This window comes from Arthrobacter sunyaminii, from assembly GCF_018866305.1.
Taxonomy (GTDB): Bacteria; Actinomycetota; Actinomycetes; order Actinomycetales; family Micrococcaceae; genus Arthrobacter_B; species Arthrobacter_B sunyaminii.
Genome location: NZ_CP076456.1, coordinates 1,019,032 through 1,043,569, shown reverse-complemented (window position 1 = coordinate 1,043,569; position 24,538 = coordinate 1,019,032). Strand labels below are relative to the sequence as shown.

Annotated in this window: 27 protein-coding genes and 1 riboswitch; of the genes, 11 read left to right on the top strand and 16 right to left on the bottom strand. The window is 63.8% G+C overall.

The features are described from left to right. Window positions 1-12: 12 nt before the first annotated feature. From sdhA to KG104_RS04595, 3 genes are all read left to right on the top strand, one after another. Window positions 13-1,779 (top strand): succinate dehydrogenase flavoprotein subunit, encoded by a 1,767-nt coding sequence (gene sdhA, locus KG104_RS04605; protein WP_207347420.1) that lies wholly within the window; start codon window positions 13-15, stop codon window positions 1,777-1,779. Beyond that, a complete protein-coding gene (locus KG104_RS04600) occupies window positions 1,779-2,555 on the top strand; it encodes a succinate dehydrogenase iron-sulfur subunit (RefSeq protein WP_104055150.1) in 777 nt (258 codons plus the stop codon). Before sdhA ends, KG104_RS04600 begins: the two co-directional genes overlap by 1 nt. A 90-nt stretch (window positions 2,556-2,645) precedes the next feature. Beyond that, window positions 2,646-3,437, top strand: coding sequence for an alpha/beta hydrolase family protein (locus KG104_RS04595; protein ID WP_104055149.1), 792 nt, complete (start codon window positions 2,646-2,648; stop codon window positions 3,435-3,437). Here the strand turns inward: KG104_RS04595 and KG104_RS04590 are convergent. The 6 genes from KG104_RS04590 to KG104_RS04565 form a co-directional block, all read right to left on the bottom strand. Next, complete coding sequence (locus tag KG104_RS04590; RefSeq protein WP_104161659.1) at window positions 3,434-3,994, bottom strand: 2'-5' RNA ligase family protein; 561 nt, start codon at window positions 3,992-3,994, stop codon at window positions 3,434-3,436. The genes KG104_RS04595 and KG104_RS04590 overlap by 4 nt on opposite strands. Before the next feature lie 21 nt (window positions 3,995-4,015). Next, a complete protein-coding gene (gene trpS, locus KG104_RS04585) occupies window positions 4,016-5,050 on the bottom strand; it encodes a tryptophan--tRNA ligase (protein WP_104161658.1) in 1,035 nt (344 codons plus the stop codon). Between the two features lie 12 nt (window positions 5,051-5,062). After that, entirely contained in the window at window positions 5,063-5,911 is an 849-nt protein-coding gene (locus KG104_RS04580; protein WP_237688664.1) for an exodeoxyribonuclease III, read from the bottom strand. A 95-nt stretch (window positions 5,912-6,006) separates the two neighbouring features. After that, complete coding sequence (locus KG104_RS04575) at window positions 6,007-6,522, bottom strand: hypothetical protein (RefSeq protein ID WP_104055145.1); 516 nt, start codon at window positions 6,520-6,522, stop codon at window positions 6,007-6,009. A 73-nt stretch (window positions 6,523-6,595) separates the two neighbouring features. Then, window positions 6,596-6,958, bottom strand: a complete 363-nt coding sequence (locus tag KG104_RS04570) for a VOC family protein (protein ID WP_104055144.1) — start codon at window positions 6,956-6,958, stop codon at window positions 6,596-6,598. Between the two features lie 11 nt (window positions 6,959-6,969). Continuing rightward, a complete protein-coding gene (locus KG104_RS04565) occupies window positions 6,970-7,722 on the bottom strand; it encodes an SDR family NAD(P)-dependent oxidoreductase (protein WP_104055143.1) in 753 nt (250 codons plus the stop codon). Between the two features lie 187 nt (window positions 7,723-7,909). Here KG104_RS04565 and KG104_RS04560 point away from each other — a divergent pair, with 187 nt between their 5' ends. Next, entirely contained in the window at window positions 7,910-8,476 is a 567-nt protein-coding gene (locus KG104_RS04560) for an O-acetyl-ADP-ribose deacetylase (RefSeq protein ID WP_207347418.1), read from the top strand. Here the strand turns inward: KG104_RS04560 and KG104_RS04555 are convergent. Genes KG104_RS04555 through glyA form a run of 5 tightly spaced genes read right to left on the bottom strand, consistent with a single transcriptional unit; the run spans window position 8,442 to window position 13,477 of the window. Further along, entirely contained in the window at window positions 8,442-9,290 is an 849-nt protein-coding gene (locus KG104_RS04555; RefSeq protein ID WP_207347417.1) for an ABC transporter permease, read from the bottom strand. The two genes, KG104_RS04560 and KG104_RS04555, sit on opposite strands and share 35 nt — an antisense overlap. Continuing rightward, on the bottom strand, window positions 9,287-10,192 hold the full coding sequence (locus tag KG104_RS04550; protein ID WP_104161654.1) for an ABC transporter permease: 906 nt from the start codon (window positions 10,190-10,192) through the stop codon (window positions 9,287-9,289). Before KG104_RS04550 ends, KG104_RS04555 begins: the two co-directional genes overlap by 4 nt. Then, window positions 10,185-11,150 carry an ABC transporter ATP-binding protein gene (locus KG104_RS04545; protein WP_104161653.1) on the bottom strand — a complete coding sequence of 322 codons (966 nt, stop codon included), beginning with the start codon at window positions 11,148-11,150 and terminating at the stop codon, window positions 10,185-10,187. Before KG104_RS04545 ends, KG104_RS04550 begins: the two co-directional genes overlap by 8 nt. A 39-nt stretch (window positions 11,151-11,189) precedes the next feature. Then, window positions 11,190-12,188 (bottom strand): bifunctional methylenetetrahydrofolate dehydrogenase/methenyltetrahydrofolate cyclohydrolase, encoded by a 999-nt coding sequence (locus tag KG104_RS04540; protein WP_237688663.1) that lies wholly within the window; start codon window positions 12,186-12,188, stop codon window positions 11,190-11,192. A 5-nt stretch (window positions 12,189-12,193) separates the two neighbouring features. Then, the gene (gene glyA, locus KG104_RS04535; RefSeq protein WP_372434145.1) at window positions 12,194-13,477 is read right to left on the bottom strand and encodes a serine hydroxymethyltransferase; all 1,284 of its coding nucleotides are present in this window, start codon (window positions 13,475-13,477) and stop codon (window positions 12,194-12,196) included. Window positions 13,478-13,579: 102 nt separating this feature from the next. Further along, a riboswitch (ZMP/ZTP riboswitch) is annotated at window positions 13,580-13,667 on the bottom strand. Between the two features lie 135 nt (window positions 13,668-13,802). On the opposite strand from glyA, the gene KG104_RS04530 reads away from it, so the two are divergent. Beyond that, window positions 13,803-14,930: an FAD-dependent oxidoreductase gene (locus KG104_RS04530; protein ID WP_207347630.1), complete on the top strand. Its 1,128-nt coding sequence runs from the start codon at window positions 13,803-13,805 to the stop codon at window positions 14,928-14,930. Here the strand turns inward: KG104_RS04530 and KG104_RS04525 are convergent. Beyond that, window positions 14,855-15,397: a GNAT family N-acetyltransferase gene (locus KG104_RS04525; RefSeq protein WP_207347415.1), complete on the bottom strand. Its 543-nt coding sequence runs from the start codon at window positions 15,395-15,397 to the stop codon at window positions 14,855-14,857. The genes KG104_RS04530 and KG104_RS04525 overlap by 76 nt on opposite strands. 79 nt (window positions 15,398-15,476) lie before the next feature. Here KG104_RS04525 and purU point away from each other — a divergent pair, with 79 nt between their 5' ends. The 3 genes from purU to KG104_RS04510 all read left to right on the top strand — a co-directional run bounded on the left by purU (window position 15,477) and on the right by KG104_RS04510 (window position 18,130). Beyond that, window positions 15,477-16,331, top strand: a complete 855-nt coding sequence (gene purU / locus KG104_RS04520) for a formyltetrahydrofolate deformylase (RefSeq protein WP_104055494.1) — start codon at window positions 15,477-15,479, stop codon at window positions 16,329-16,331. A gap of 58 nt (window positions 16,332-16,389) precedes the next feature. Continuing rightward, entirely contained in the window at window positions 16,390-16,914 is a 525-nt protein-coding gene (locus KG104_RS04515; protein ID WP_104161650.1) for a gamma carbonic anhydrase family protein, read from the top strand. A 130-nt stretch (window positions 16,915-17,044) separates the two neighbouring features. Next, complete coding sequence (locus tag KG104_RS04510) at window positions 17,045-18,130, top strand: Gfo/Idh/MocA family protein (RefSeq protein WP_104055134.1); 1,086 nt, start codon at window positions 17,045-17,047, stop codon at window positions 18,128-18,130. 102 nt (window positions 18,131-18,232) lie between these two features. Here KG104_RS04510 and KG104_RS04505 read toward each other — a convergent pair whose 3' ends face one another. From KG104_RS04505 to KG104_RS04495, 3 genes are read right to left on the bottom strand one after another with little or no spacing between them, the layout of a single operon-like run. Then, a complete protein-coding gene (locus KG104_RS04505) occupies window positions 18,233-18,829 on the bottom strand; it encodes a DUF3618 domain-containing protein (RefSeq protein ID WP_207347414.1) in 597 nt (198 codons plus the stop codon). Next, window positions 18,826-19,245 (bottom strand): phage holin family protein, encoded by a 420-nt coding sequence (locus KG104_RS04500; protein ID WP_104055132.1) that lies wholly within the window; start codon window positions 19,243-19,245, stop codon window positions 18,826-18,828. The genes KG104_RS04505 and KG104_RS04500 overlap by 4 nt, the downstream gene beginning before the upstream one ends. Next, window positions 19,245-20,048 carry a hypothetical protein gene (locus KG104_RS04495; protein WP_207347413.1) on the bottom strand — a complete coding sequence of 268 codons (804 nt, stop codon included), beginning with the start codon at window positions 20,046-20,048 and terminating at the stop codon, window positions 19,245-19,247. Before KG104_RS04495 ends, KG104_RS04500 begins: the two co-directional genes overlap by 1 nt. 275 nt (window positions 20,049-20,323) lie before the next feature. On the opposite strand from KG104_RS04495, the gene KG104_RS04490 reads away from it, so the two are divergent. The 3 genes from KG104_RS04490 to KG104_RS04480 all read left to right on the top strand — a co-directional run bounded on the left by KG104_RS04490 (window position 20,324) and on the right by KG104_RS04480 (window position 23,178). Beyond that, window positions 20,324-20,863, top strand: a complete 540-nt coding sequence (locus tag KG104_RS04490; protein ID WP_104104354.1) for a hypothetical protein — start codon at window positions 20,324-20,326, stop codon at window positions 20,861-20,863. A gap of 94 nt (window positions 20,864-20,957) precedes the next feature. Then, a complete protein-coding gene (locus KG104_RS04485) occupies window positions 20,958-22,427 on the top strand; it encodes a glutamate-cysteine ligase family protein (RefSeq protein WP_207347412.1) in 1,470 nt (489 codons plus the stop codon). A 193-nt stretch (window positions 22,428-22,620) separates the two neighbouring features. Beyond that, window positions 22,621-23,178 (top strand): Hsp20/alpha crystallin family protein, encoded by a 558-nt coding sequence (locus tag KG104_RS04480; RefSeq protein ID WP_207347411.1) that lies wholly within the window; start codon window positions 22,621-22,623, stop codon window positions 23,176-23,178. Window positions 23,179-23,254: 76 nt separating this feature from the next. Here the strand turns inward: KG104_RS04480 and KG104_RS04475 are convergent, their stop codons facing one another. Next, entirely contained in the window at window positions 23,255-24,475 is a 1,221-nt protein-coding gene (locus KG104_RS04475) for an NADP-dependent isocitrate dehydrogenase (RefSeq protein ID WP_104055128.1), read from the bottom strand. Between the last annotated feature and the right edge of the window lie 63 nt (window positions 24,476-24,538).

Genomic DNA, 24,538 nt, shown 5'->3' with positions numbered 1-24,538 from the left:
AGAGCATCTGGTATGCAGGTCCATAAGTACGACGTCGTAATTGTCGGCGCCGGCGGCGCCGGTATGCGTGCCGCCATCGAATCCGGCCAGCGCGCACGTACGGCGGTACTGACCAAGCTGTACCCCACGCGTTCGCACACCGGTGCGGCACAGGGCGGCATGTGCGCAGCACTGGCCAACGTCGAAGAAGACAACTGGGAATGGCACACCTTTGACACCGTCAAGGGCGGCGACTACCTGGTGGACCAGGACGCAGCGGAGGTCATGGCCAAGGAAGCCATCGACGCCGTGCTCGACCTGGAAAAGATGGGCCTGCCGTTCAACCGCACGCCCGAAGGCCGTATTGACCAGCGCCGTTTCGGCGGTCACACCCGCGACCACGGCAAGGCCCCGGTCCGCCGTGCCTGCTATGCCGCTGACCGCACCGGCCACATGATCCTCCAGACGCTCTACCAAAACTGCGTCAAGCACAACGTGGAGTTCTACAACGAGTACTACGTCCTGGACCTGCTGACGGTCGAGGACACCTTCGGCCAGAAGCGCGTTGCCGGCGTCGTGTCCTACGACCTGGCCAGCGGCGAACTGCACGTCTTCCAGGCCAAGTCCGTGGTGTTCGCCTCCGGCGGCGCGGGCAAGGTCTTCAAGACCACGTCCAATGCACACACCCTGACCGGTGACGGCATGGGCATCGCGTTCCGCCGCGGCATCCCCCTGGAAGACATGGAGTTCTTCCAGTTCCACCCGACAGGCCTTGCCGGCCTGGGCATCCTGCTTTCCGAAGCAGCACGCGGCGAAGGCGCCATCCTGCGCAACTCGGAGGGTGAGCGCTTCATGGAGCGTTACGCCCCCACCATCAAGGACCTTGCTCCCCGTGACATCGTGGCCCGTTCCATGGCCAACGAGGTCCGTGAAGGCCGCGGCTGCGGCCCGAACAAGGACTACGTCCTGCTGGACCTGACGCACCTGGAGCCGGCGCACATTGACGCCAAGCTCCCGGACATCACGGAGTTTGCCCGCACTTACCTCGGTGTGGAGCCCTACACTGAGCCGGTGCCGGTGTTCCCCACCGCGCACTACGCGATGGGCGGCATCCCGACCAACATCAAGGCCGAAGTCCTCCAGGACAACGACACCGTGATTCCCGGCCTGTACGCAGCCGGTGAAGTGGCTTGTGTCTCCGTGCACGGCTCCAACCGCTTGGGCACCAACTCCCTGCTGGACATCAACGTTTTCGGCAAGCGCGCCGGCATTTACGCCGCCGAGTATGCCCTGAGCGCTGATTTCGTGGACCTGCCGGAAAACCCGGAAGCCACCACGATCGAGCTGCTGGACATGGTCCGCAACTCCGAGGGAACCGAGCGGGTTGCGGAAATCCGCCGGGACCTGCAGAACACCATGGATGCCAACATGCAGGTGTTCCGCACCGCAGACACGCTGAACCAGGTGCTGACCGACATTGCCTCGCTCGAAGAGCGGTACAAGAAGATCAGCGTCCAGGACAAGGGCAAGCGCTTCAATCTGGACCTGCTGGAAGCCGTGGAACTGGGCTTCCTGCTGGAACTGGCCAAGGTCATGACCGTGGCGGCGCTGCACCGCGAGGAATCACGCGGCGGACACTTCCGCGAGGACTTCCCGGAACGTGACGACGAGAATTTCATGAAGCATTCGATGGCGTACAAGGTTGATGAGGCCGCCAATGACGAGCACACCGCCGGCATTCGGCTGGACACCAAGCCGGTCGTCTTCACGCGCTACGAGCCGATGGTGAGGAAGTACTAATGACAACGGAAATCGCGGAGCCTGCCTCCAAGATCGAACTCCCGGAATCTGTGGGCGGGGACATCCCCTCGTTCGAGATCACGCTCAAGGTCCGCCGCTACAACCCCGAGGTATCTGACGAAGGATACTGGGATGAGTGGAAGCTGACCATGTACGGCACGGACCGCGTGCTGGACGCCCTGCACAAGGTCAAGTGGGAGCATGACGGCTCGGTCTCGTTCCGCCGCTCCTGCGCCCACGGCGTGTGCGGCTCCGATGCCATGCGCATCAACGGCCGCAACCGGCTGGCCTGCAAGACCCTGCTGAAGGACCTGGACACATCCAAGCCCATCCTCGTGGAGCCCATCAAGGGCCTCCCCGTGGAGAAGGACCTGATTGTGGACATGGAACCGTTCTTCCAGTCCTACCGCGAGATCATGCCGTTCCTGGTCACCAAGGGTCACGAGCCCACGAAGGAACGCCTGCAGTCCGCAGAGGACCGCGAACGGTTCGACGACACCACCAAGTGCATTCTGTGTGCTGCGTGCACGTCCTCCTGCCCGGTGTTCTGGACCGACGGCCAGTACTTCGGCCCGGCCGCCATTGTGAACGCCCACCGCTTCATCTTCGACTCGCGCGACGACGCCGGAGACATGCGCCTGGAAATCCTCAATGACAAGGAAGGCGTGTGGCGCTGCCGCACCACCTTCAACTGCTCCGAAGCTTGCCCCCGCGGCATTCAGGTGACCAAGGCAATTGCCGAGGTCAAGCAGGCTATCCTGAGCCGCTCCGTCTAGCAGTTCCGTTTCGCCGCCGGAGGCGGCGTCTGGCAGTCCGAAAGGGCAGCCGGACGCCGCCTCCGGCCATTTCATGTATAGGTTGTTTCCATGCCCGTCTTCGAGTCCGTGTCTTTTCCCGGCGTCAACAACACCACCCTTGCCGGCACCATCGACGTGCCCGACGGCGATGTCAGGGCCTGGGCGGTGTTCTGCCACGGTTTCACGCTGGGCAAGAACAGCGCGGCTGCTTCCCGCATCTCCAAGGCCCTGGCCGGACACGGCATCGGGGTCCTGCGCTACGACGCGGCCGGGTTGGGCGGATCGAGCGGTGCCTGGGAGGACGGAACATTCAGCACCAAGGTGGCCGACGTCCGCAGCGCCGCTGAGTTCATGCGCGGGCAGGGGCATGAAGTGTCACTGCTGATCGGCCATTCCCTCGGCGGAGCAGCCGTCCTGGCGGCGGCGGGGAGCCTTCCGGACATCGACGCCGTGGTCACGATCGCCGCTCCGTTCCGGCCGTCCCATGTGGTTCATCTGTTCGAGGATGAGAGGGACACCATCCTGCAGGAAGGTTCAGCGAAGGTGGACCTGGGCGGACGCAAAATGGAGATCAGGGAAGAGCTGATGAGCGACCTTGAATCCCATGACCTCACCGGGTGCATCAGGGAACTGCACCGTCCCCTGCTCGTCATGCACTCCCCCACCGACAACACCGTGGGCATCGACAATGCCAGCGAGATCTTCTCCACGGCGCGCCATCCGCGGAACTTCATTTCCCTGGAGGGCAGCGATCATTTGATGGTGGACCGTGCCCAAACCAGCCGGGCTGCGGACATCATCGCCGCTTGGTCCGCCGTGTATCTGTCTTCGGGAGCGGACAAGGCCGCCGCCGGGAGCTAGCCCCGGAGCTCAACCTCTTCGCGCATCTTCCACAGTCCGCTCACATCATGCTCGTACAGGCCGACGGTACGGACAGTGAACCGCGCCTCGTAGTTCCGCAGCGAGTGCATGGCCCGGTCCATGCCGGCGTCGCTGACGTCGTGTGCCACGGTGACGTGGGGATGGTAGGGAAAGGGCAGATCCCGTGCCAGCGGCCCGCTCTGCATTTCCTTGTGCAGGGCTGTGCACTCTTCGTAGCCTTCGTCCAGCTGGACGTAGACCACCGGGGACACCGGACGGAACGTGGCAGTCCCCCGCAGGGTCACATCAAAAGCTTCATGACCTTGGGCCACCCTGCGCACGTGCGCTGCCATCGTCTCCCAGTCATCGGTTTCCGTGGTGGTGACCAGCGTGATGTGGGCCGGAATGACAGCGGCCATGGGGTCCCCGAATGATGCCCTGGCCCGCCGCAGTTCCGTGGCCATGGGCTCCGGCACCCCGATGACAATCCCGACGCCGGTGCACTCAGGCACGTCCATTACCCCGCCGTCACCAGGGACGGCGGCTTCTTGGATCATCGGATTCCGGATTCTCATCGGTCAGACCGCGGAAGAGCCTAGGGGCAGGAAACCCACTTTGCTGTACACATCGGCCAGTGTAGCTGACGCGGTTTCCCGTGCCTTTGCGGCGCCGACGGCGAGGAGCCGGTCCAATTCGGCCGGATCTTCCAGCAGGTACAGTGCCCTCTCCCGGATGGGACGGACGTGTTCAGTGACTACCTCGGCCAGATCCACTTTGAGGTGTCCGTACATCTTGCCCTCATATTCCTTCACCAGCGTGTCGACACTGCGGCCGGAAATCAGCGAGTAAATGGACAACAGGTTGGAGACGCCGGGCTTGGCCTCCCGGTCAAAGCGGATTTCCGTGCCGTCGTCCGTCACTGCGGACTTGATGCGCTTTGCGATGACCTTGTCCGGGTCCAGCAGATTGATCAGTCCGGCAGGGGAGGCTGCCGACTTGGACATTTTGGCGGTGGGGTTCTGCAGATCGTAGATCTTCGCCGCTTCCTTCTGCACAAAGACCTCGGGAATGACGAAGGTCTCGCCGAAGCGTGAATTGAACCGCTTGGCCAGATCCCGGCTGAGCTCAACATGCTGGCGCTGGTCCTCCCCCACCGGAACGCCGTGCGGGTTGTAAAGGAGGATATCCGCGACCTGCAGGATCGGATAGGTGAAGAGTCCCACGGAGGCGGCGTCCGCACCGAACCGCTGCTGCTTGTCCTTAAACTGCGTCATGCGGGAAGCCTCGCCGAAGCCGGTCAGGCAGTTCAGGACCCAGGCCAGCTGTGCGTGCTCGGGGACCTGCGACTGGACAAACAGCGTTGCCTTATCCACGTCCACACCGCCGGCAATGTACTGCGCTGCGGTGACCCGGGTGCGCTGGCGCAGGTCAGCGGGATCCTGCGGCACGGTGATGGCGTGCAGATCAGGGATGAAGAAGTAGGCGTCGTACTGGTCCTGCAGCCGGACCCAGTTCACAAGCGCGCCAAGATAGTTGCCCAGGTGCAGGGAATCCGCGGAGGGCTGCATCCCGGAAAGGATGCGCTGGCGGCCGGAGGGAGTGGAGGTACTCATGGTTTTCAACCCTTAGAACTGGTAGTCGACCACTACGGGAGCGTGGTCTGAGAAGCGGCTGTCATAGGTGGGCGCGCGGTCGACGACGGCGGTAACGGCGCGTTCGGCCAGCTCGGGAGTGGCCAGGTGGTAGTCAATGCGCCAACCGCTGTCATTGTCGAAGGCCTGCCCGCGCCAGGACCACCAGGTGTACGGGCCCGGCACGTCGCCGGCCAGTTTGCGGGCCACGTCGGTGTAGCCGATCTCATCGCTGAAGAAGCGGTCAAAGTAGGCGCGCTCGTCCGGCAGGAATCCTGCCCGCTTGACGTTGCCCTTCCAGTTCTTGATGTCCAGGGTCGTGTGGCCCACGTTGAGGTCACCCACCACCAGGACAAAGTCGCTCTGCTGCTTCAACGCGGGCAGGCGTTCGGTCATCACGTCCAGGAAACGGTACTTGTCAGTCTGCTTGGGGGTGTCCACTTCACCGGAATGAACGTAGGCACTGACCACCGTGAGTATCTTCTCCGCACCGTCTTCGGTCACCTTGAAGTCCGCTTCCACCCAGCGGCCGGACAACGCGAAGTAGTCATCACCGATGTGCTCACGCGTGGCAACCGGCTCAATCCGGGACGCGATGGCCACGCCGGCCCGGCCTTTGGCTTCCGCTTCGGCGTGCAGGATGTGCCATTCCTCACCGAGGAGTTCACGGACCACCGCATCGGGCGCTCGAACTTCCTGCAGGCAAAGGATGTCAACGTCCCGTTCCGCCAGCCACTGCGCCATTCCGCGCTTATAGGCGGCACGGATGCCGTTCACGTTCACCGTCGCAATGCGCAGCGCCTTTGCCGAAACGGCTGATTCTCCTGCTGATGCCAAACTCACGCGAATAACCATACTCCTCAGTAGCATGCGGTTCATCTTGGAGCGCGGGGCGCGTTGCGTCCGCGCAGCGGTTCCGGTTCCCCGGGCCCGGGGCGTCAGTCCACCAGGGTGCCTTCCACCGGACCGCTGTCGTCCTTCTTGATCATGGAACGGGCGTTGTGGGAGGTGATTTCGATGGTCTCCAGGGCGCGGCTCACCTGGTCCTCATCTTTGCCCAGGTTCTCGCGGATGACGCGGGCCTGCACCTGGACAATCTTGAAGCTGTGGTCCAGTTTCTGGTCCCGGACGGTGGTGGCCTCGTCAATGACCTGCACACTCGGCGTTCCGCCGGCGGCCCGGTTGAGCGTGTCCTGTGCCTCGGCCAGCTTCGCGCCGGCCTTGCGGGCGGCTCCGCGGACGCTGAAGACCACAACCGTGAACAGGCACAGCCAGAACAGCGAGATGATGGCCACAATCCAGCCAACGACGTCGTTCTCATTGGCCGCAAACAAGACGGCAACCAGGAAGACGAACAGCATCAGGGTCATGCCGTAGGATGCCATTTTCTGGCTCACCCCGCGGCGGGGCTTGGACGAGGGCTGCGGCTTGTTGCCGTGAGGGAGCGACTGCATGGCTTCATTGTCTCAAACTCGGGACCGAAGCCGTTAAACCGTCCTCCTCCGGCGAAACCGGCAACGGACCCGGTTACCAGGCCACGAGGCAGAACGGATGACCGGCGGGGTCGAGAAACACCCGGAAGGATGCGCTCCCGCTGTCCATGCTGGTTGCCCCCAGCGCCAGGACCTGGGCTTCGGCGAGATCCAGGTCAGGCACCCGGACGTCCAGGTGCAGCTGCTGGGGATTGTCCTGCCCCGGCCACTGCGGCGGGGTATAACCGGAGACCTGCTGGAAGGCGAGCGCCGGGCGGTCCGGGGCATCCCCGATGGTCACCCATGAGCCGTCATCTTCATGTTCTACGCGGATCATGCCCAGAAGGGATTCGTAAAAGGAGGCCAGCGAATCAGGGTTGGGGCAGTCAATCACCGTCGCGTGCCATGAACCGATCATTGCGTTCCTTCCTATTGGGTGGTGTACGCGCCGTCCACGGCGTACTGGGCGCCCGTCACAAAGGCTGCCTTGTCTGAGAGCAGGAAAAGGACCACCTGCGCCACCTCCTCGGCAGTGCCGAGCCTGCCCGCCGGATGCAGCCCCACCAGCGAGGCGTAGACCTCCTCAGGCAGGTTTGCCAGGAGCGGAGTGTCAATGTAGCCCGGATGCACCGAGTTCACCCGGATGCCCTGGTTGGCGTATCCCAGGGCTGCCGCCCGGGTCATGCCGGTCACGCCGTGCTTGGCCGTCACATAGGGAACGGCGGTGGCTGAACCAACCACACCCAGGATGGAGGACATGTTCACGATGGCGCCTCCCCCGGCCTTCTGCATTTCCGGGATTTGGTAATACATCCCGTAGAACACGGAGTTGAGGTTCACATCGATGACCCGGCGGTAGCCCTCCAGGTCGATATCGGTCAGCAGTCCCAGCGGCCCGCTGATACCGGCGTTGTTGAAGGCCAGGTGCAAGCCGCCGAACTCGCTGACCGCAGTTTCCACGGCGCCCTTGACGTCTTCGGCGGATCCAACATCGCCAACCGAGGGGACGGCGGTGCCGCCGGTTTCCAGAATCGAGTTCACCACGTCCTGCGCCGCTTCCAGGTCCAGGTCATTGACGACGACGTTGGCGCCTTCCGCCGCGAGCGCCACGGCCGCTGCCCGCCCGATTCCCGAGCCCGCCCCTGTCACCAGGGCCGTCCTTCCCTCAAACTGATCAGCCATTGGAACTCCTCCCGTTGTTCCCGGCGCCGCCGGGCCTCACGCTGGTGTGGATCCGGTTGTCCTGATCCCGGTCCGTCCTTCGGTTCCATGATCCTGTCCCGCCTGCCGATGCGGAAGGTCCCGGAGCAGGCGGGCATCTGTTCCCGGCGAACTGGCGGGAGGGCGGGCGCAGTGCCAGACTGACCGCATGCAGATCACTATCTCCACCGGAGACATCACGGACAGCACGGCAGACGCCATCGTGAATGCGGCCAATTCCTCCCTGCTGGGCGGCGGGGGCGTGGACGGCGCCATCCACCGTGCTGCGGGACCGGGCCTGCTGGCGGCCTGCCGGGAGCTGCGGTCCGGGGCCTATGCGCAGGGGCTTCCCGCCGGAGACGCCGTGGCCACCCCCGGCTTTGATCTGCCGTCCCGCTGGGTCATCCATACCGTGGGACCGAATGCCCGTGCGGGACAGACCGACTCCGCGCTGCTGGCATCCTGCTTCCGGCGCTCCCTCGAAGTCGCCGAGGAACTCGGGGCTGAAACCGTGGCCTTTCCCGCGGTCAGCGCCGGAGTGTACGGCTGGGATGCTGCCGTCGTAGCGGACATCGGCCTCCGATCCGTCCGGGACTTTCCGGCCCGGTCCGTGCAGGCGGTGGAATTTGTGCTCTTTGACCGCAGCACCGAACGGATCTTCCGGTCCGCGTGGCAGGATCTGGAGAGGTCTCCGGGAGGGGCTACTTCAGGAACAGGGCCCGAAGACGCCCGGTAGTCACCACCAGTCCCAGCGCGATCATCACGATGAAGTACAGCAGGTGGCCCGCGGTGGCCCAGGTCAGCATGCCAACGCTGATCTGCCGCATCATTTCCACTCCGTGCCATAGCGGCATCGCCTGGATAACCCACTGGAGGCCCTGCGGGTACACGCTCAGCGGATAAAACGTTGCGGAGAACAGGAACATGGGCAGCATGACAAAGTTCACCCACTCCAGCTGCTGGAAGGTCTTCATGCAGCTGGTGATCGCCATGCCGAAGGAGGCAAAGCCGAAGGCCACCACCACTGCGGCGGGAATCATGAGCAGCGCCCAGGGAGAGGTCACCAGCCCCATGGCCGCCATCACCGCCGTGAAGCCGGTGGCGTACATGGCTCCGCGCAGCAGCGCCAGCAGAATTTCGCCCAGTGCCACGTCGAGCGGGCCCAGCGAGGTGGCGAGCATGCCTTCGTAGAGCTTGGCGTAGTTCAGCTTGAAGAACACGTTCATGGTGGAGTCGTACACCGCGCCGTTCATGGCGGAGACGGCCAGCAGCGCCGGGGCAATGTAATTGGCATAACCAATCTGTTCGCCGCCGGGTCCGGCCACGGTGCCAATCAGGGAGCCGAGTCCGATGCCCATCGCCACCAGGTAGAGCACCGGTTCCACGAACCCGCTGATCATGATGGCCCAGTTGCTGCCCCACGTGGCTTTCAGCCCGCGGGCGAACACTGAACGGATATTGCGGGCATAGAGGGACCCCAGGAAACGGCCCTTCGGGGCCAGCTGGGCGGGTGCCAGGCGCGGTGGCGCCGTCGTGTGTTCTGCGGTCATTTTCCCAGCCTCCGGGTGAAGTTCCGGCGTGCCAGGACCCAGCCGACAAAGCCGAGAAGCAGCAGATACGCCACATGGACCGCGGTGAGTGCCGGGGCCTCGGCGTAGCCGTAGCTGAGGATCCGGCCCAGCTCGGTGGAGTGCCACAGCGGAGAAATCCAGCCGATCCATCGGATGGCCCCGGGCAGGGAATCCAGGGGAAAGAAGGTGCCGGAGAACAGGAACAGCGGCATCACAATGAAGCGCTGCACCATGGCGAACTGCCCCTTGTCTTCCTCCAGCGAAGCACTGTAGGCCAACAGCGGCAGGCCGAAGGCCACGCCGCCAAGAACCGCGGTGAAAATCATTAGCCAGGCAGTGCCCGGCTGCTCCACTGCACCAAAGAGCAGCAGGAAGACAAAGTACGGGGCGGTGGTGATCAGCATCCGGACCGAAAACCCGATCAGGTGCCCGTCCACCAGCTGGCTGCTGGAAAGCGGCGACGCGTTGGGACCGTAGTACGTGCGCTGCCATTTGAAGCCGCCCATCACCATGTAGGTGTTTTCTTCGGTCGCCACCATGATGGCTGCGGTGGCCAGCAGAGCCGGAGCCACGAAGACGAGGTAGGAGACCGTGGTCCCGTTGCCGGCGTCGAAGCTGGCGTCGCCGGTGTCCACCAGCGACGCCAGCCCCACGCCCATACCGAAGAGATACACCAGCGGGGTGCCCACCGCCGTCATGAGCACGGTCCACCGGTAGCCGCGCATGCGCCGGATCCAGTGCTCGGCGTAGTAGATGGCGCCGAAGCGCCGTGCCCGGGATGCGGTCTGCTCCGGTGTCAGCGGAGAGCGCAGCCCCAGCACAGCATGCTGGTCTGCTCCCGCTTTCCCCACCGGTGCCCCTGATAGCTGCTGATCAGTCAATGAGGCTCCTGCCGGTAAGCCGGAGGAACACGTCTTCCAGCGAAGAGCGGCGCACCAGCGAAGTGATGGGTTGCAGCCCTCGGGCGCTGACAGCTTCCAGAGCGGCCTCGCCGTCGTCGGCGTAAATCAGGACGCGGTCCGGGAGGGTTTCGATCCGGCTGCCGATTCCCTGCAGTTCGCCTGCCACCGTGGTGTTGCGTTCGGAGCCAAAGCGCAGTTCCAGTACTTCCCTCGTGGAGTGCTCTCGGATCAGGGCAGCAGGAGATCCTTCCGCCATGATTTTCCCCTTGTCCACCACCACCAGGCGGTCGCAGAGCTGTTCCGCTTCGTCCATGTAGTGAGTGGTCAGGATCAACGTGACCCCTGCTTCCTTGAGCCGGAACAGCCGGTCCCAGAGGATATGGCGCGCCTGCGGGTCAAGCCCGGTGGTGGGCTCATCCAGCAGGAGGATCTTGGGGTCATTGATCAGGGACCGGGCGATGGTCAGCCGCCGCTTCATTCCACCGGAGAGGGATTCCACCCGGCCCTTGGCCTTGTCCGTCAGCTGGGCGAATTCCAGCAGTTCGTCCGCCTTGGGCCCCAGATAGCTCTTGGGCAGACCGAAATAGCGGCCGTAGGCCAGGAGGTTTTCCCGCACGCGCAGGTCTTCGTCGAGGTTGTCCTGCTGCGGCACCACCCCCAGGTGGGCGCGCACTTCGGGTCCGAACCGGTCCGGGTCCAGCCCCATGACGGTGAGGTCCCCGGAGGTGCGCGATGACACCCCGCCGATCATTTTCATGGTGGTGGACTTGCCGGCGCCGTTGGGGCCAAGAAGTCCAAAGGACTCCCCCGCCGGGACGTCAAAGCTAATGCCGTCCACGGCATTGAAATCGCCGTAGGTCTTACGTAGGTTCCGGGCCGAAATGACGGTGGCGGAGGCGGTCTTGGGGACGGTCGGGACTGATGTGATCTGCGGCACTGCAACAGCCTAGTGCACCAGCCCCGACCTGAGGAACAGTTAGGCGAGAATGCCTGCTGCGCGCTCCGCCGCCTCCACTACGTTGGACAGGAGCATCGCGCGGGTCATCGGCCCCACGCCCCCGGGATTGGGAGAAATCCAGGATGCGACGTCGGCGGCCGCCTTCTCCACGTCACCGGTGAGGGTGGTCTTGCCGGTGTCGGGGTCGGTGACCCGGGTGACCCCAACGTCCAGCACAATGGCGCCGGGTTTGAGGTCCTCGGCCTTGATCATTTCCGGGAACCCGGCGGCGGCCACCACCACGTCGGCCTCGCGCAGGTGCTCGAACAGATCCAATGTTCCGGTGTGCGCGAGGGTTACCGTGGCGTTGATCGGGCGGCGCGTGAGCAGCAGCCCCAGCGGGCGGCCCACGGTGACGCCGCGGCCCACGACCAGGACCTTCTTGCCGGTAAGGGAAATTCCGTTGCGCACCAGCAGCTGCACAATTCCGTGCGGAGTGCAGGGCAGCGGCGACGTCATCGGTTCGCTCACGTTCAGGACCAGCCGGCCGAGGTTCACCGGGTGCAGGCCGTCAGCGTCCTTTTCCGGACTGATGCGTTCCAGGATGGCGTTCGTGTCGATGTGTGCCGGCAGCGGCAGCTGCACAATGTAGCCGGTGGTGGCCGGGTCCTCGTTCAGTTCGTCGATGACCTTTTCCAGGTCCGCCTGGCTGATGTCAGCGGGCAGGTCGCGGCGGATGGAGTTGATGCCCACCTGGGCACAGTCCTTGTGCTTGCCGCCCACATAGGAGTGGCTCGCCGGGTCATCGCCCACCAGCACAGTTCCGAGCCCGGGGGTGATCCCGTGCTCATCCCTGAGTACCTGCACGCGCTGCGCGAGTTCGTCCTTGATCTCCCGGGCGGCTTTGCGCCCGTCGAGGATCTTTGCGGCAACCGGGGTGCCGAATTCGGTTCGCTCCTTCTTCTCCCATCCCAGGTTGACGCTGTCATTCTCGGGGGTTTCCGTGACGGAACCTTCCATGTTGTTACCCTTCTCCATGTTCGTTACCACTCTTCCTGTCCGGGATACAGCGGGAAATTTTCGGCGAGCGCGGTAACCCGTGCCCGCAGCGCTTCGACCTCCGGGGCCGGTTTCAGTGCAGCGGCAATAATTTCTCCCACCTCAGTGAACTCCTTGGCGCCAAAGCCGCGAGTGGCCAGCGCCGGCGTGCCGATCCGCAGGCCGGAGGTGACCATGGGCGGGCGGGGATCGAACGGCACGGAGTTGCGGTTCACCGTGATGCCCACCGAGTGCAGGAGGTCCTCCGCCTGCTTGCCGTCCAGCGCCGAGTGGCGCAGATCCACCAGAATCAAATGCACATCGGTGCCGCCGGTGAGCACCGAGACTCCGTGCTCTGCGACGTCGGGTGCGTTCAGCCGCTCGGCAATGATCCGGGCTCCTTCCAGCACGCGCTCCTGGCGTTCGCGGAATTCCTCGGAACCGGCGATCCGAAACGCCACGGCCTTGGCGGCGATGACGTGCATCAGCGGTCCGCCCTGCTGGCCCGGGAACACACTGGAGTTCAGCTTCTTGCCGTACTCCTCCTTGGCCAGGATCATCCCCGAGCGCGGGCCGGCGAGGGTCTTGTGCACGGTGGAGGTCACGACGTCGGACGCCGGCACCGGATTCGGGTGCAGGCCCGCGGCCACCAGGCCGGCGAAGTGCGCCATATCGGTCCACAGGTAGGCGCCCACTTCATCGGCAATGGAGCGGAAGGCATCGAAGTCCAGCTGGCGCGGGTACGCAGACCAACCGGCAATAAGGACCTGCGGCCGTTCGGCCAGAGCCTGTTCACGGACCTTGTCCATGTCCACCCGGTAGGTTTGTTCATCCACTCCGTAGGCTGCCACTTCATAGAGCTTGCCCGAGAAGTTCAGTTTCATGCCGTGGGTCAGGTGCCCGCCGTGGGCCAGGTTCAGGCCCATGAGCTTGTCACCTGGCTGAAGGAGCGCAGCCAGCGCCGCAGCGTTGGCCTGCGCACCGGAATGCGGCTGGACGTTGGCGAACTCGGCGCCGAACAGGGCCTTTACCCGCTCGATGGCCAGGTTTTCCGCCACGTCCACATGTTCACACCCGCCGTAGTAACGGCGGCCGGGGTATCCCTCGGCGTACTTGTTGGTCAGGACAGACCCCTGGGCCTCGAGGACGGACCGCGGAGCAAAGTTCTCCGAGGCGATCATTTCCAGGGTGTTGCGCTGACGGGCCAGTTCATCGTTGAGGACGGCGGCAATTTCCGGATCGACGTCGGACAGTTTGGCGTCCGTGACGGGCTGGGTGGATAGTCTCACAAGGATCTCCTGGGGAAGGGGTTCTATGGGTCAGGCTATCTGCCGGGCACCCCCGGCCTCTGTTTGAAAAACAGTTCGGGCATGACAACAGATGAAGGCTTGACCTTCGGCCCAGGCGTGCGATCCGTGGTCTGTGCTGCTGTGCCGCTCCCTGGTGGTGACCCACCTAACGCCAGTTGCGACCTAACCATCGTAGCGGACCCTGCTCCTCCGCGGCCGAATGTTTCCTCGGCATCGGCGGCGGTTCGGCGGCTGAGGAATAGCACCGGCAAGGAAGCGGTTGGAGGTAGAAACATGCAGGGTTTTCCCTTCAGGAGGGGATGTGATGGTGGCGGACCGCGAAATTGACGTGGCGGTGATCGGTGCCGGGCAGGCTGGCCTGAGCGCAGCGTATTACCTTGCACGCCGGGGCCTTATCCCGGAATCCGGCTTTGTGGTGCTGGACGCCAATGACGGGCCCGGCGGCGCATGGCGGCACCGCTGGGATTCGCTCACACTGGGTTCCGCCCACGGCATCCATGACCTGCCGAACTTTCCCCTGGGCACCCCCGATCCCCGGGAGCCGGCGTCGTCCGTGGTAAGCCGGTATTACGGCGCCTACGAAGCCGAATTTGGGCTCCGCGTGCAGCGGCCGGTGCGGGTCCGGAAGGTTTCCCGTCCGGCCGGGAACCGGCTGAGGATAACCACGGACAGCGGCGTGTGGCTGGCCAAGTTTGTCATCAACGCCACCGGAACCTGGGACAAACCGTATTGGCCCGCCTATCCCGGACAGCAGGACTTCCGCGGGATTCAGCTGCACACCCGCGACTTTCGCAGCGCAGCGGACTTCGCCGGCCGCCGCGTCCTGGTGGTCGGCGGCGGCACCTCTGCCCTGCAGTTCCTCCTCCAACTCCATGAGGCCGGCGCCCAAACCGCATGGTCCACGCGCCGGCCGCCCGAATTCACGCGCCGCCCCTTCGACGCCGAGTGGGGACGCGGCGTCGAGCGTGCCGTCAGCGAGCGCACCCGCGCCGGGCTGCCCCCGCTCAGCGTGGTGGCCGCAACCGGGCTGCCGCTCACGGCCCAGTACCAAAAGGGAATTGACGACGGCGTCCTCACCTCACGGGGCCCCCTGGTCCGGCTCACCCCGGCGGGCGCCGTATTTGAGGACGGCAGCACCGCGGCTGCGGATGTGATCCTCTGGGCCACCGGGTTCCGCGCGTCCCTGGGCCATCTGGCGTCCCTGCATCTGCGCGAACCGGGCGGCGGCATCCGCATGGATGGTCCCCGAGTGGTGCGACTCCCCCAGTTGTTCCTGGTCGGTTACGGGGAGTCTGCCTCGACGCTCGGTGCCACCCGGGCCGGGCGGGCAGCGGCGCTCGCTGCGCTGGCCGCCCTTCAGGGCTGGTCCACGTCCTCCCAGACGAACTCCGTCATGGTTCCCAACTCCCAGTCACGGCGCAGCACCGCATAGGTGACGGAGGCGACCCACTGCCCGTCATCCAGCGGCCAGTCCTCCCGGTAGTGCGCTTCCTTAAGGAACCCGGACCGGAGGAAGGTCTTGCGCATGGCTATGTTGTCTTCCCGCGTCCGCCCCGCAAAACGGTGGGAGCCGGGCCTGTCCGTAAAAACCAGATCAGTCAGGGCCTGCAGCACGGGAACGCCGCTGCCCTGTCCCCGGGCTTCTTCCACCAGGCGAAGGTCGAAGGTGGGACACTGGCTTTCCAGCCGCTCCAGAATGACCAGTCCGAGGCGCTGGTTGTCTCCAAATACCCAATAGGTGCAGACGCCGTCGGCATCGAACCGACCCTCCAGGATCAGCTGCCGGACCAGTTCCTCGGATGGTGCAGTAATTCGGTGATAGGGAAAGCTGTTGGTGGTCAGGAATTTGACCAGCTCCTCAGCGTCCTTATCGGAGAGCGGCATGAAGGTTACGTCCATTTCCTTAGCCTAAGCGAGCCCTCCCCGGACGGGTAACCTTGATTCCGTGACTGATTCTTCCGCCGCCCCCGCCGCTGACATGATTCCCGGCGCGTCCGCGTTTACCCTCACCCTGTCCTGCCCCGACCAGCCAGGCATTGTCCATGCCGTCTCCGGCGGCCTGGTGGCTGCCGGCGGAAACATTACGGAATCCCAGCAGTACGGCAGCCCGGAAACAGGCTCTTTCTTCATGCGCGTGGACTTCACGGCCCCCGGAACCGAGGCGCAGGTTCAGGAAGCACTTGCCCCGGTGGCCGCCGCGTTTGGGATGGACTGGCAGCTGCATCCCGCCGGCGCACCTGTACGCACGCTCATCATGGTGTCCAAGTCCGGCCATTGCCTCAACGACCTCCTCTTCCGGCAGCGCGCCGGCACGCTGAACATCGACGTCCCGGCCATTGTCTCCAACCACAGGGACCTGGCGGAGCTCGCAGCGTTCTACGGCATCCCCTTCCACCACATTCCGGTAACGCCGGACACCAAGGAGGACGCGGAGCACCAGCTGCGTACGCTGATACAGGATCTCGACATTGAACTGGTGGTACTTGCCCGTTACATGCAGATCCTCAGCAATGAGCTGTGCCGTGACCTGTCCGGACGCGCCATCAACATCCACCATTCCTTCCTCCCCTCCTTCAAGGGCGCCCGGCCCTATCACCAGGCCCACGCCCGCGGCGTGAAGCTCATCGGAGCAACGGCCCACTACGTCACGTCCGACCTCGATGAAGGCCCCATCATCGAACAGGAAGTCATCCGCGTGGACCATTCCCGGTCCGCTCCGCAGCTGGCCGCACTGGGCAGCGACGTCGAAGGCAGGACCCTTTCCAAGGCTGTGCAGTGGCATGCCGAGCACCGGGTGCTGCTGGACGGAAAGCGCACGATCGTCTTCAACTGAGGACTTTCCCCGGCTCCGCCGCCGCGGCCGGCCCTTTGAGTACGGCTAGGCTGGCCCCATGGCACACGTAATCACATTCCGGGGCAAGACCCCGCAGGCAGATCCGTCCGTTTTCCTCGCCCCCACGGCCTCGCTCATCGGCGACGTTGTCATGGAGCCGGAGTCCAGCGCTTTCTACGGCGTGTGTGTCCGCGGGGATTCCAACGCCATCCGGGTAGGCGCCGGGACCAACCTGCAGGACAACGTGGTGCTGCACGCTGATCCGGGGTTCCCCACCACCGTGGGTCAGCGTGTCAGCGTTGGCCACAGTGCCGTAGTTCACGGCTGCACCATCGAGGACGACTGCCTGATCGGCATGAGCGCCACGATCATGAACGGTGCCGTCGTAGGCGCCGGGTCGCTGGTGGCGGCCGGCGCGGTGGTTCTGGAAGGAACCCTCATTCCGCCCCGGTCCCTGGTGGCCGGCGTCCCGGCCAAAGTCCGCAGGCAGCTGAACGATGAGGAGTACGACGGCGTCCGCCAAAATGCGGCTCGTTATGTGGAGACAGCAGCCGCGCACCGCGAGGCAGTGCACTCCGGCTGACCGCAGCTGGAAGCGGAGCGGCCGGTCCTCGCCGGCCGCTCTTTTTCCCTCGAGACGGCTGCATGGCAGCTGTCCCCTAGATTGATGCACTGTCTGTGATTACAGTGGGTGATCTTCGGAAAAGAGGACCATGGATTCCCCGTACATTCCCACGCCGCCGTGTGTTTTCCAGGGGGCTCCCAGCCCGGTTCAGAAAACCGGCCGCGTGCTCCGATGGGGCGTGGTTGCCACAGGAAACATCTCTGCGAAGGTCACTGAAGACATCGCGAGGCTTGAAGATGCGGTGCTGCACGCCGTAAGTTCACGCAACCCGGACTCCGCGGAGGAGTTTGCCGACCGTTTCGGATTCACCCGCTCCTACTTCGACGATGACCGGGGCAGGGGTTACCACCACCTGATCGATGATCCGGAGGTCGATGTCGTTTATGTTGCGGCCCCGCACGCCCAGCACTACGAGATCTCCCGCGCCGCGCTGCTCGGCGGAAAGCATGTGCTCTGCGAAAAGTCCCTCACCATCAATGCGCGCGAAGCCGAAGACCTCATAGCGTTGGCCTCCTCCCGTGGACTGTTCCTGATGGAGGCGGTCTGGACGCGGTTTCTGCCGTGCGTCAACCGCATCTGGGAGATCCTGGTCAGCGGCGAGCTGGGGGAAGTGCGCTGGGTGCAGGCGGATCTGGGGTTCCCCTCGCCGCCTGACCCGGCAAGCCGGCTTTGGAACCCCGAGTCCGGCGGCGGAGCTCTGCTGGACCTGAGCGTGTATCCCCTGACGCTGGCAGTGGGAGCGCTGGGCTATCCGGATGGTGTTACGGCCGTCGGCGCCGTAAACGGAGACGGCATTGATACTCAGAACGCCCTGCTCCTGAACTATCGGTCAGGAGCCTCGGCCCAGTTGATGTCCTCCCTGGTGGCCGCGCACACCCGCACCGGCACCATCGCGGGGAGCAAAGGCTGGCTGCGGACGGGCGCACCGCTGCACAACCCGGTGGAACTGACCATCCAGCCCCATCTGGGTGAGCGCAGGGTGGAAAGATTCCGCCAAGTGGGCAACGGGTACACCTACGAATTGCGGGAAGTCACCCGCTGCATCCAGTCCGGCCTGCTGGAATCCCCGACCATGAGCTGGGAGCATTCGCTGGCTTCCATGCGCCTGTTCGACGAAGCCCGGAGCCAGATGGGTGTGCGCTACGCGAACGATTTTCCGGCCAGGACCCTCTAGCCGGTCACAGGAAAACGCCCGCACAGAACAGCGGCCCCGCAAATATGCGGGGCCGCTGTGTGCGTCTGCTTCAGTCCAGTGCACTGCGCACCGGTTGAGGGATTAGGTGCCGCGAACGTTGTCCTTCGCATCCGCTGCCTTGTTTTTTACGTCGCCGGCAGCACTCTGGCCCTCTTGCTGCACGTTCTGCGCCGCTTCGGTGGCCGTTGCCTTCACGTTTTCCATGGCTTCCTGCGCCGGCTCCTTGAGTCCCTGGGCAACGTTCTTGGCCGCGTCGGCAACCTGGTTGGTCAGGGGCTCCGCCGCTGTCTTCAGGTTGTCCGCAGCGACGCGTTCCTTCTCGCTGGCAGGAATAAGGGAGGCTGCCAGCAGTCCGGCGCCGAAGGCAATGAGCCCTGCCGCCATCGGGTTGCCCTGGGCTTTGCCTGCAAGCTTGTGCGGGGCATCGCCCACTGCGGAGCCTGCGCGGCTCATGCCGTCCGATGCCGTACCTGTACCGGACTGTACTTTGTCAGTCATCTGATCTGCTGCTCCCATCACTTTGTCCTTCACACCGAACACCGCATCCTTCACCTTGTCCGTCTGTCGCTGGACAATGTGGGACGGGGTCACCTTATCGGCCACGGCATCCACGTTGCTTCCGAGCCGGCGGCGGGTTTCTTCAATGTCTGCGCGTATTGCGTCGGGATTTTCGCTCATCGTGCGTCCTCATTCGGTTTCAGGGTTCCGGGAATTTCCTGCAGCGTCTCCGAGGTCTGCGGCATGCCTTTGATCTTCCGCATTTCCGTGCGGCCGCGCATGGCCAGAATGGCTGCGACGATTGCCCAGATCACGGCAACGACGAGCGCCGACCAGCCAAGGCCGATCAGGTCGCCGAGCGCCTGCCAGAGGGTGATGGACAGAAACAGCAGGACGAAATATCCGGCAAGTGCGGCGCCGGCGAACATGCCTGCTCCCTTTCCTGCCTTGGTGGCTGACTGCTTCAGTTCAACCTTGGCCAGCTCAACTTCCTGGCGCATGAGGGTCGACATATCAGCGGTCACTTGGCCAAGGAGGTCACCCAGGGAGGTGGTTTCGGCTTTGGTGGGGGGCGGTTCGGGGATTTCGGTACTCATCAGTGCCGACCACCGCTAAACGGATCATTGGCCTGGGTTCCGCGGGTTCCGGCACCGGGCAGCTGATCATCGGATACCGGGGGCAATCCTGCCGGAACGGTGGGTTCCGTGGTGAAAGGATCATCGACAACACCGCCGGGATTTACGTCGCCCGTGCCTGCCGCGTAAGTGGGCTGCACGGGGGGCTCGGGCGGGTAGATCGTTTCCGGGGTACTGACGGTTCCGGCGGGACGGGTCCCTGCAGCCGGGTGTGCTGCGGCTGAATCCGGCACTCCGGCACTCAGGCCCTTGTTTATGCGGCCCGCAAGGAAACCGGCGCCCGCGGCAAGGGCAAGGAAGGCAACCGGACGCTGCCGCGCGAAGCCCTTGACCTCGTCAACCAGCGAGCCGGGAGTGCGGTTGTCCAGCCAGGAGGCGACTGATGATGAACGGTCCGCCGCCTGACGGACCAGATCAGTGGCCACGCCGGACTGGTCGGAGTTGTCTGCCATGGACTGCAATTCGCCCGCCATGGTGCGCAGACCTTCGGCTACCTTCTGCTGCTGGGCGCCGGCCTGCTCCGTGAGGTCGCTGCGCGCCTGATTCAGAAGGTCCTTGGCGCTTGCTGCTGCTTCAGAAGCAACTCCGGCTGCTTCCGACTTAGCGGTTTCTGCTACATGCTGAGCGCTGCCGGCAGCATCCCGGGCAACTCCGGCAGCCTCGTCTTTGGCCGCTCCCGCTTTCGCGGACTTGGTGTCAGCCGGTCCGCCCTGCATCGGGCTGGCGGCGTGGCTTCCTTCTTTGGGCCATACGTTGTCTGTCATCGTCACTCTTTCTCCTGAATCGCTATGGATGAAGAATCAGAATCCTGTAGAAGAGGATCTTCTCTACTGGCTGCCCCAATCATAAGCACACTTAGTATAAGCAAGTAAAGTGGAACTAAGCCGCCTTAGTACCGATTGATGCGGTTGCCCTTGTGCTTGTTCGTGACTGCATGATTCGCTGGCCGGACGGCTGCCGCCCGCCCAACCCCTGGGCGGCAACTGCTTCGAGCCGACAGGTTCGACCGTGCGAAATCCGACATCAAAGGGAGATTCCAGTGGCAGGAAATTTGTTTGCCCGGTCCGTGCATGACCTCACGGCAGGCGCCTGGTTCGGCGGTTCGCTGATGGGGGCAGTCGGCCTCAACGGCGCCGCAGCAGAAGCCAAGGACCCCGCGGAGCGCACCCGGCTTTCCAGCCTGGGATGGAAAAAATGGGCTCCGCTGCAGTCGGCCGCCATCATTGGCCACTTTTTGGCTGGGTTGGCCATCATCGGAGAGAACAAGGGCCGCGTTGCCAAGCAGGACGGCGTGGGTACCCTCACCGTCTATAAGACCGCCGTGACCGTTGTCGGGGCACTGGCAACCTTCTACGCCGGGTTGCTGGGGCGGAAGGTTGACAAGTACTCCGAAGAAGGCGCTGCCGGTGCCACCGAGCCAAACCCCGGCACCTCCAAGGAACTGCAGTCAGCCCAGCGGCAGCTGAAAGTAGTCCAGTGGTGCATTCCCGTCTTTTCGGGAGCTGTCATTGTGATGGGCGCTCAGCACGGCGAAATGCAGCGTACCTCCAACGTCCTGAAGGGCCTGCTGCAGTCCTGACCCCAAGGGGATGCCGTTTGGCGGGCCGCGCCAATTCGTCTCATCTCTCGGCCCACGCTATACATCCTTCGGCGCCCATGGTTATCTTCAGACGATGGGCGCCGAAGTCAACAATAAAACGTACAGCAGGGAGCAGCGGACGAGGTACCGCCAGCGGCTCCTTGAAAACCTCGACCGATTTGCCGGATACCTCTCAACGGCGTCATTCGCTGATACCGCCAGCATCGGTCTCGAGCTGGAGTTGAACCTGACAAACCAGGATTTCTCCCCCGCGCTGCGCAATGCAGCCGTGCTGGAGCAGATTGCCGATCCCGCATTCCAGACCGAAATCGGCGCCTTCAACATCGAAATGAACCATCCGGCGCTGGCCGTTGGCGGTTCCGGCCTGAGGGAGCTTGAGGACAGCCTGCGGATGCAGCTCAACCGGGCTGATGCCAGGGCGGCGGAGGTCAAAACCGAAATCCTCATGACCGGCATTCTGCCGACGCTGCGCCCCAATCTGCTGGAGAACAAGGAATGGCTAAGCGCCGGCAAGCGCTACGCCGCGCTGAACACTTCGGTGCTTCAGGCCCGCGGTGAAGACGTGCATATTGATCTCCGCGGGGAGGAATCGCTGGCCTTCTACGCCAAGAACATTGCTCCTGAAGCAGCGTGCACCTCGGTGCAGCTGCATCTGGAAGTGAGCCCGGAGGACTTCGCCCCCGCTTGGAACGCCGCCCAGATCATTGCTGCACCGCAAATTGCCCTTGCGGCCAACTCCCCCATCTTTATGGAACACATCCTGTGGCATGAGACCCGCGTGGAACTCTTCAAGCAGGCCATCGATACCCGCCCGCCGGAGATGCGCAATCAGGGCGTCCGCCCCCGGGTTTGGTTTGGGGAACGGTGGATCACCTCAATCTTTGATCTCTTCGAAGAGAACGTGCGGTATTTTCCCGCACTGCTTCCGGAACTCTCACGCAGCAGCGGAGGTTCCACCCCGGCCGGCGCGCCGCTTCTCCCGGAGCTTCGCCTGCACAACGGCACGGTCTACAGGTGGAACCGGCCGATTTATGACCCCGGCGAGCACACGCCCAATCTCCGCTTGGAAAACCGGGTCCTCCCCGCCGGTCCCACGGTCCTTGATGTGGTGGCCAACGCCGCCTTCTTTTACGGCATGGTCCAGCATCTGCGCACGGCCGAACGGCCGTTGTGGACCAGGCTCGCCTTCAAGAGCGCCGCAGACAACTTTTTGTCCTGCGCCCGCAATGGTTTGGAAGCAACGGTCTATTGGCCCGGCATCGGCGAAATTCCCGTCGCTGAACTGGTCATCAGGCATCTGGTTCCTCAGGCTGCCCTGGGACTCCGCGAACTGGGGGTGGATCAGGAGCTGATCGAGCGCTATCTGGATGTTATCCGCGAACGCGCCCGCACCGAGCAGAACGGGGCCTCGTGGCAGATCTCGTACCTGCGCCGGCTGGAGAGCGAGGGCATGGAACGCAGGGCCGCGCTGGCTGAGCTCACCCGGAAATACTGGGAAAACATGCATTCCAATGCTCCTGTCCACGAATGGCCGGTCGATTAACGGGCCACACCGCCCGCCATCACCAATTCTGGACTGCTCGAGTCTTTTTTCGTGGTTGGTTCTGGCACTCATTAAGGGTGAGTGCTAACCTAATTTCATCCTTGAGTCGAGGTGACTCAAGTTATCGACCCTTCTGAAGTTCCGAAAAATGATTCGCCTGCCCAGCAGGTGGGCGTAAAAGGAGTTGATGATAATGGCCATGAAGTTCGATCCGTTCCGCGAGCTTGACCGGATGGCAGGAGCCCTGCTGGATCCCCGGCAGCGGCTGCGGCTGATGCCCATCGATCTTTACCGCGAGGGCGACCACTACATCCTGAATGCCGATCTTCCGGGCATCGATCCGGGCTCGGTTGACGTGGATGTGGACGGCCAGCTGCTGACCATCCGGGCAGAGCGCACCATCCAGGCTTCCGACACCGTCACCTGGCTGACCCGGGAACGGGAATCCGGCACCTTCCTGCGCCAGCTCAACCTTGGGCAGGGAATCGATATTGACGGCATCTCCGCCAAGTACGAGAACGGTGTGCTCAGCGTCCTGATTCCGGTCAGCGAGCGGGCCAAACCGCGCAAGATTGAGGTGTCCTCCTCCTACAAGGACGAGAACACTATCAGCGGCCAGTCCAGCTCCGAGTCGGTGACCTCGTCAACCTCGAGCAGCTCCGGGTCCGTGGGCTCGGGATCGTCCGGCGGCTCCATGGGCTCCGGTTCCTCCGGCTCCGGCTCCTCGGGCGACCAGGGCTCCGGCATTTAGCGAAGCCCTGACCTGAACGACGACGGCGCCCCACCTGCGAAAGGTGGGGCGCCGTCGTCGCTGAAAATGCTGAGTATTAGCCCAGGCGGGTCTTCAGGTTGGCATCCAGCTCAGCGAGGAATTCCTCGGTGGTCAGGTATGCCTGGTCCGGGCCAACCAGTGCAGCCAGGTCCTTGGTCATCTTGCCGGACTCGACCGTCTTGATGACAACGTCTTCAAGGGTCTCGGCGAAGTTGATGACCTCGGGGGTGTTATCCAGCTTGCCGCGGTGCATCAGGCCACGGGTCCACGCGAAGATCGAGGCGATCGGGTTCGTGGAGGTGGGCTTGCCCTGCTGGTGCTGGCGGTAGTGACGGGTCACCGTGCCGTGTGCAGCTTCGGCCTCAACGGTCTTGCCGTCCGGGGTCATCAGCACGGAGGTCATCAGGCCCAGCGAGCCGAAGCCCTGTGCAACGGTGTCGGACTGGACGTCGCCGTCGTAGTTCTTGCAGGCCCAGACGTAGCCGCCTTCCCACTTCATCGCGGAGGCAACCATGTCATCGATCAGGCGGTGCTCGTAGGTGAGGCCGGCTGCTTCGAACTGGTCCTTGAACTCGGCGTCGAAGACTTCCTGGAACAGGTCCTTGAACTGGCCGTCGTAGGCCTTCAGGATGGTGTTCTTCGTGGAGAGGTACACCGGGTAGTTGCGCTGCAGGCCGTAGGCGAAGGAAGCGCGGGCGAAGTCCTTGATGGAATCGTTGAAGTTGTACATACCCATGGCGACGCCGCCATCTTCGTTGTACGTAACAACCTGCTGCTTGATTTCTTCGCTGCCGTCGGCCGGCGTGTAGGTCAGCGTCAGGGTACCGGCACCGGGAACCTTGAAGTTCGTGGCCTTGTACTGGTCGCCGTGGGCGTGGCGGCCGATGATGATCGGCTTGTTCCAGCCCGGGACCAGGCGCGGGATGTTGGAGATGATGATCGGTTCGCGGAAGACCACGCCGCCCAGGATGTTGCGGATGGTTCCGTTCGGGGAGACCCACATCTTCTTCAGGCCGAATTCCTCGACGCGTGCTTCGTCGGGGGTGATGGTGGCGCACTTGACGCCTACGCCGTGTTCCTTGATGGCGTTGGCAGCGTCAATGGTGACCTGGTCATCGGTTGCATCGCGGTTCTGAATGGAGAGGTCGTAGTACTTCAGGTCTACGTCCAGGTACGGGTTGATCAGGCGATCCTTGATGAACTGCCAGATGATGCGGGTCATCTCGTCGCCGTCGAGTTCTACTACAGAACCCACAACCTTGATTTTCTCAGCCACACGGTCTCCTTGTGTGTTGGTGGGCGCCGGACATGTCTTGTGGCATGACGGAACCCGTCTTTT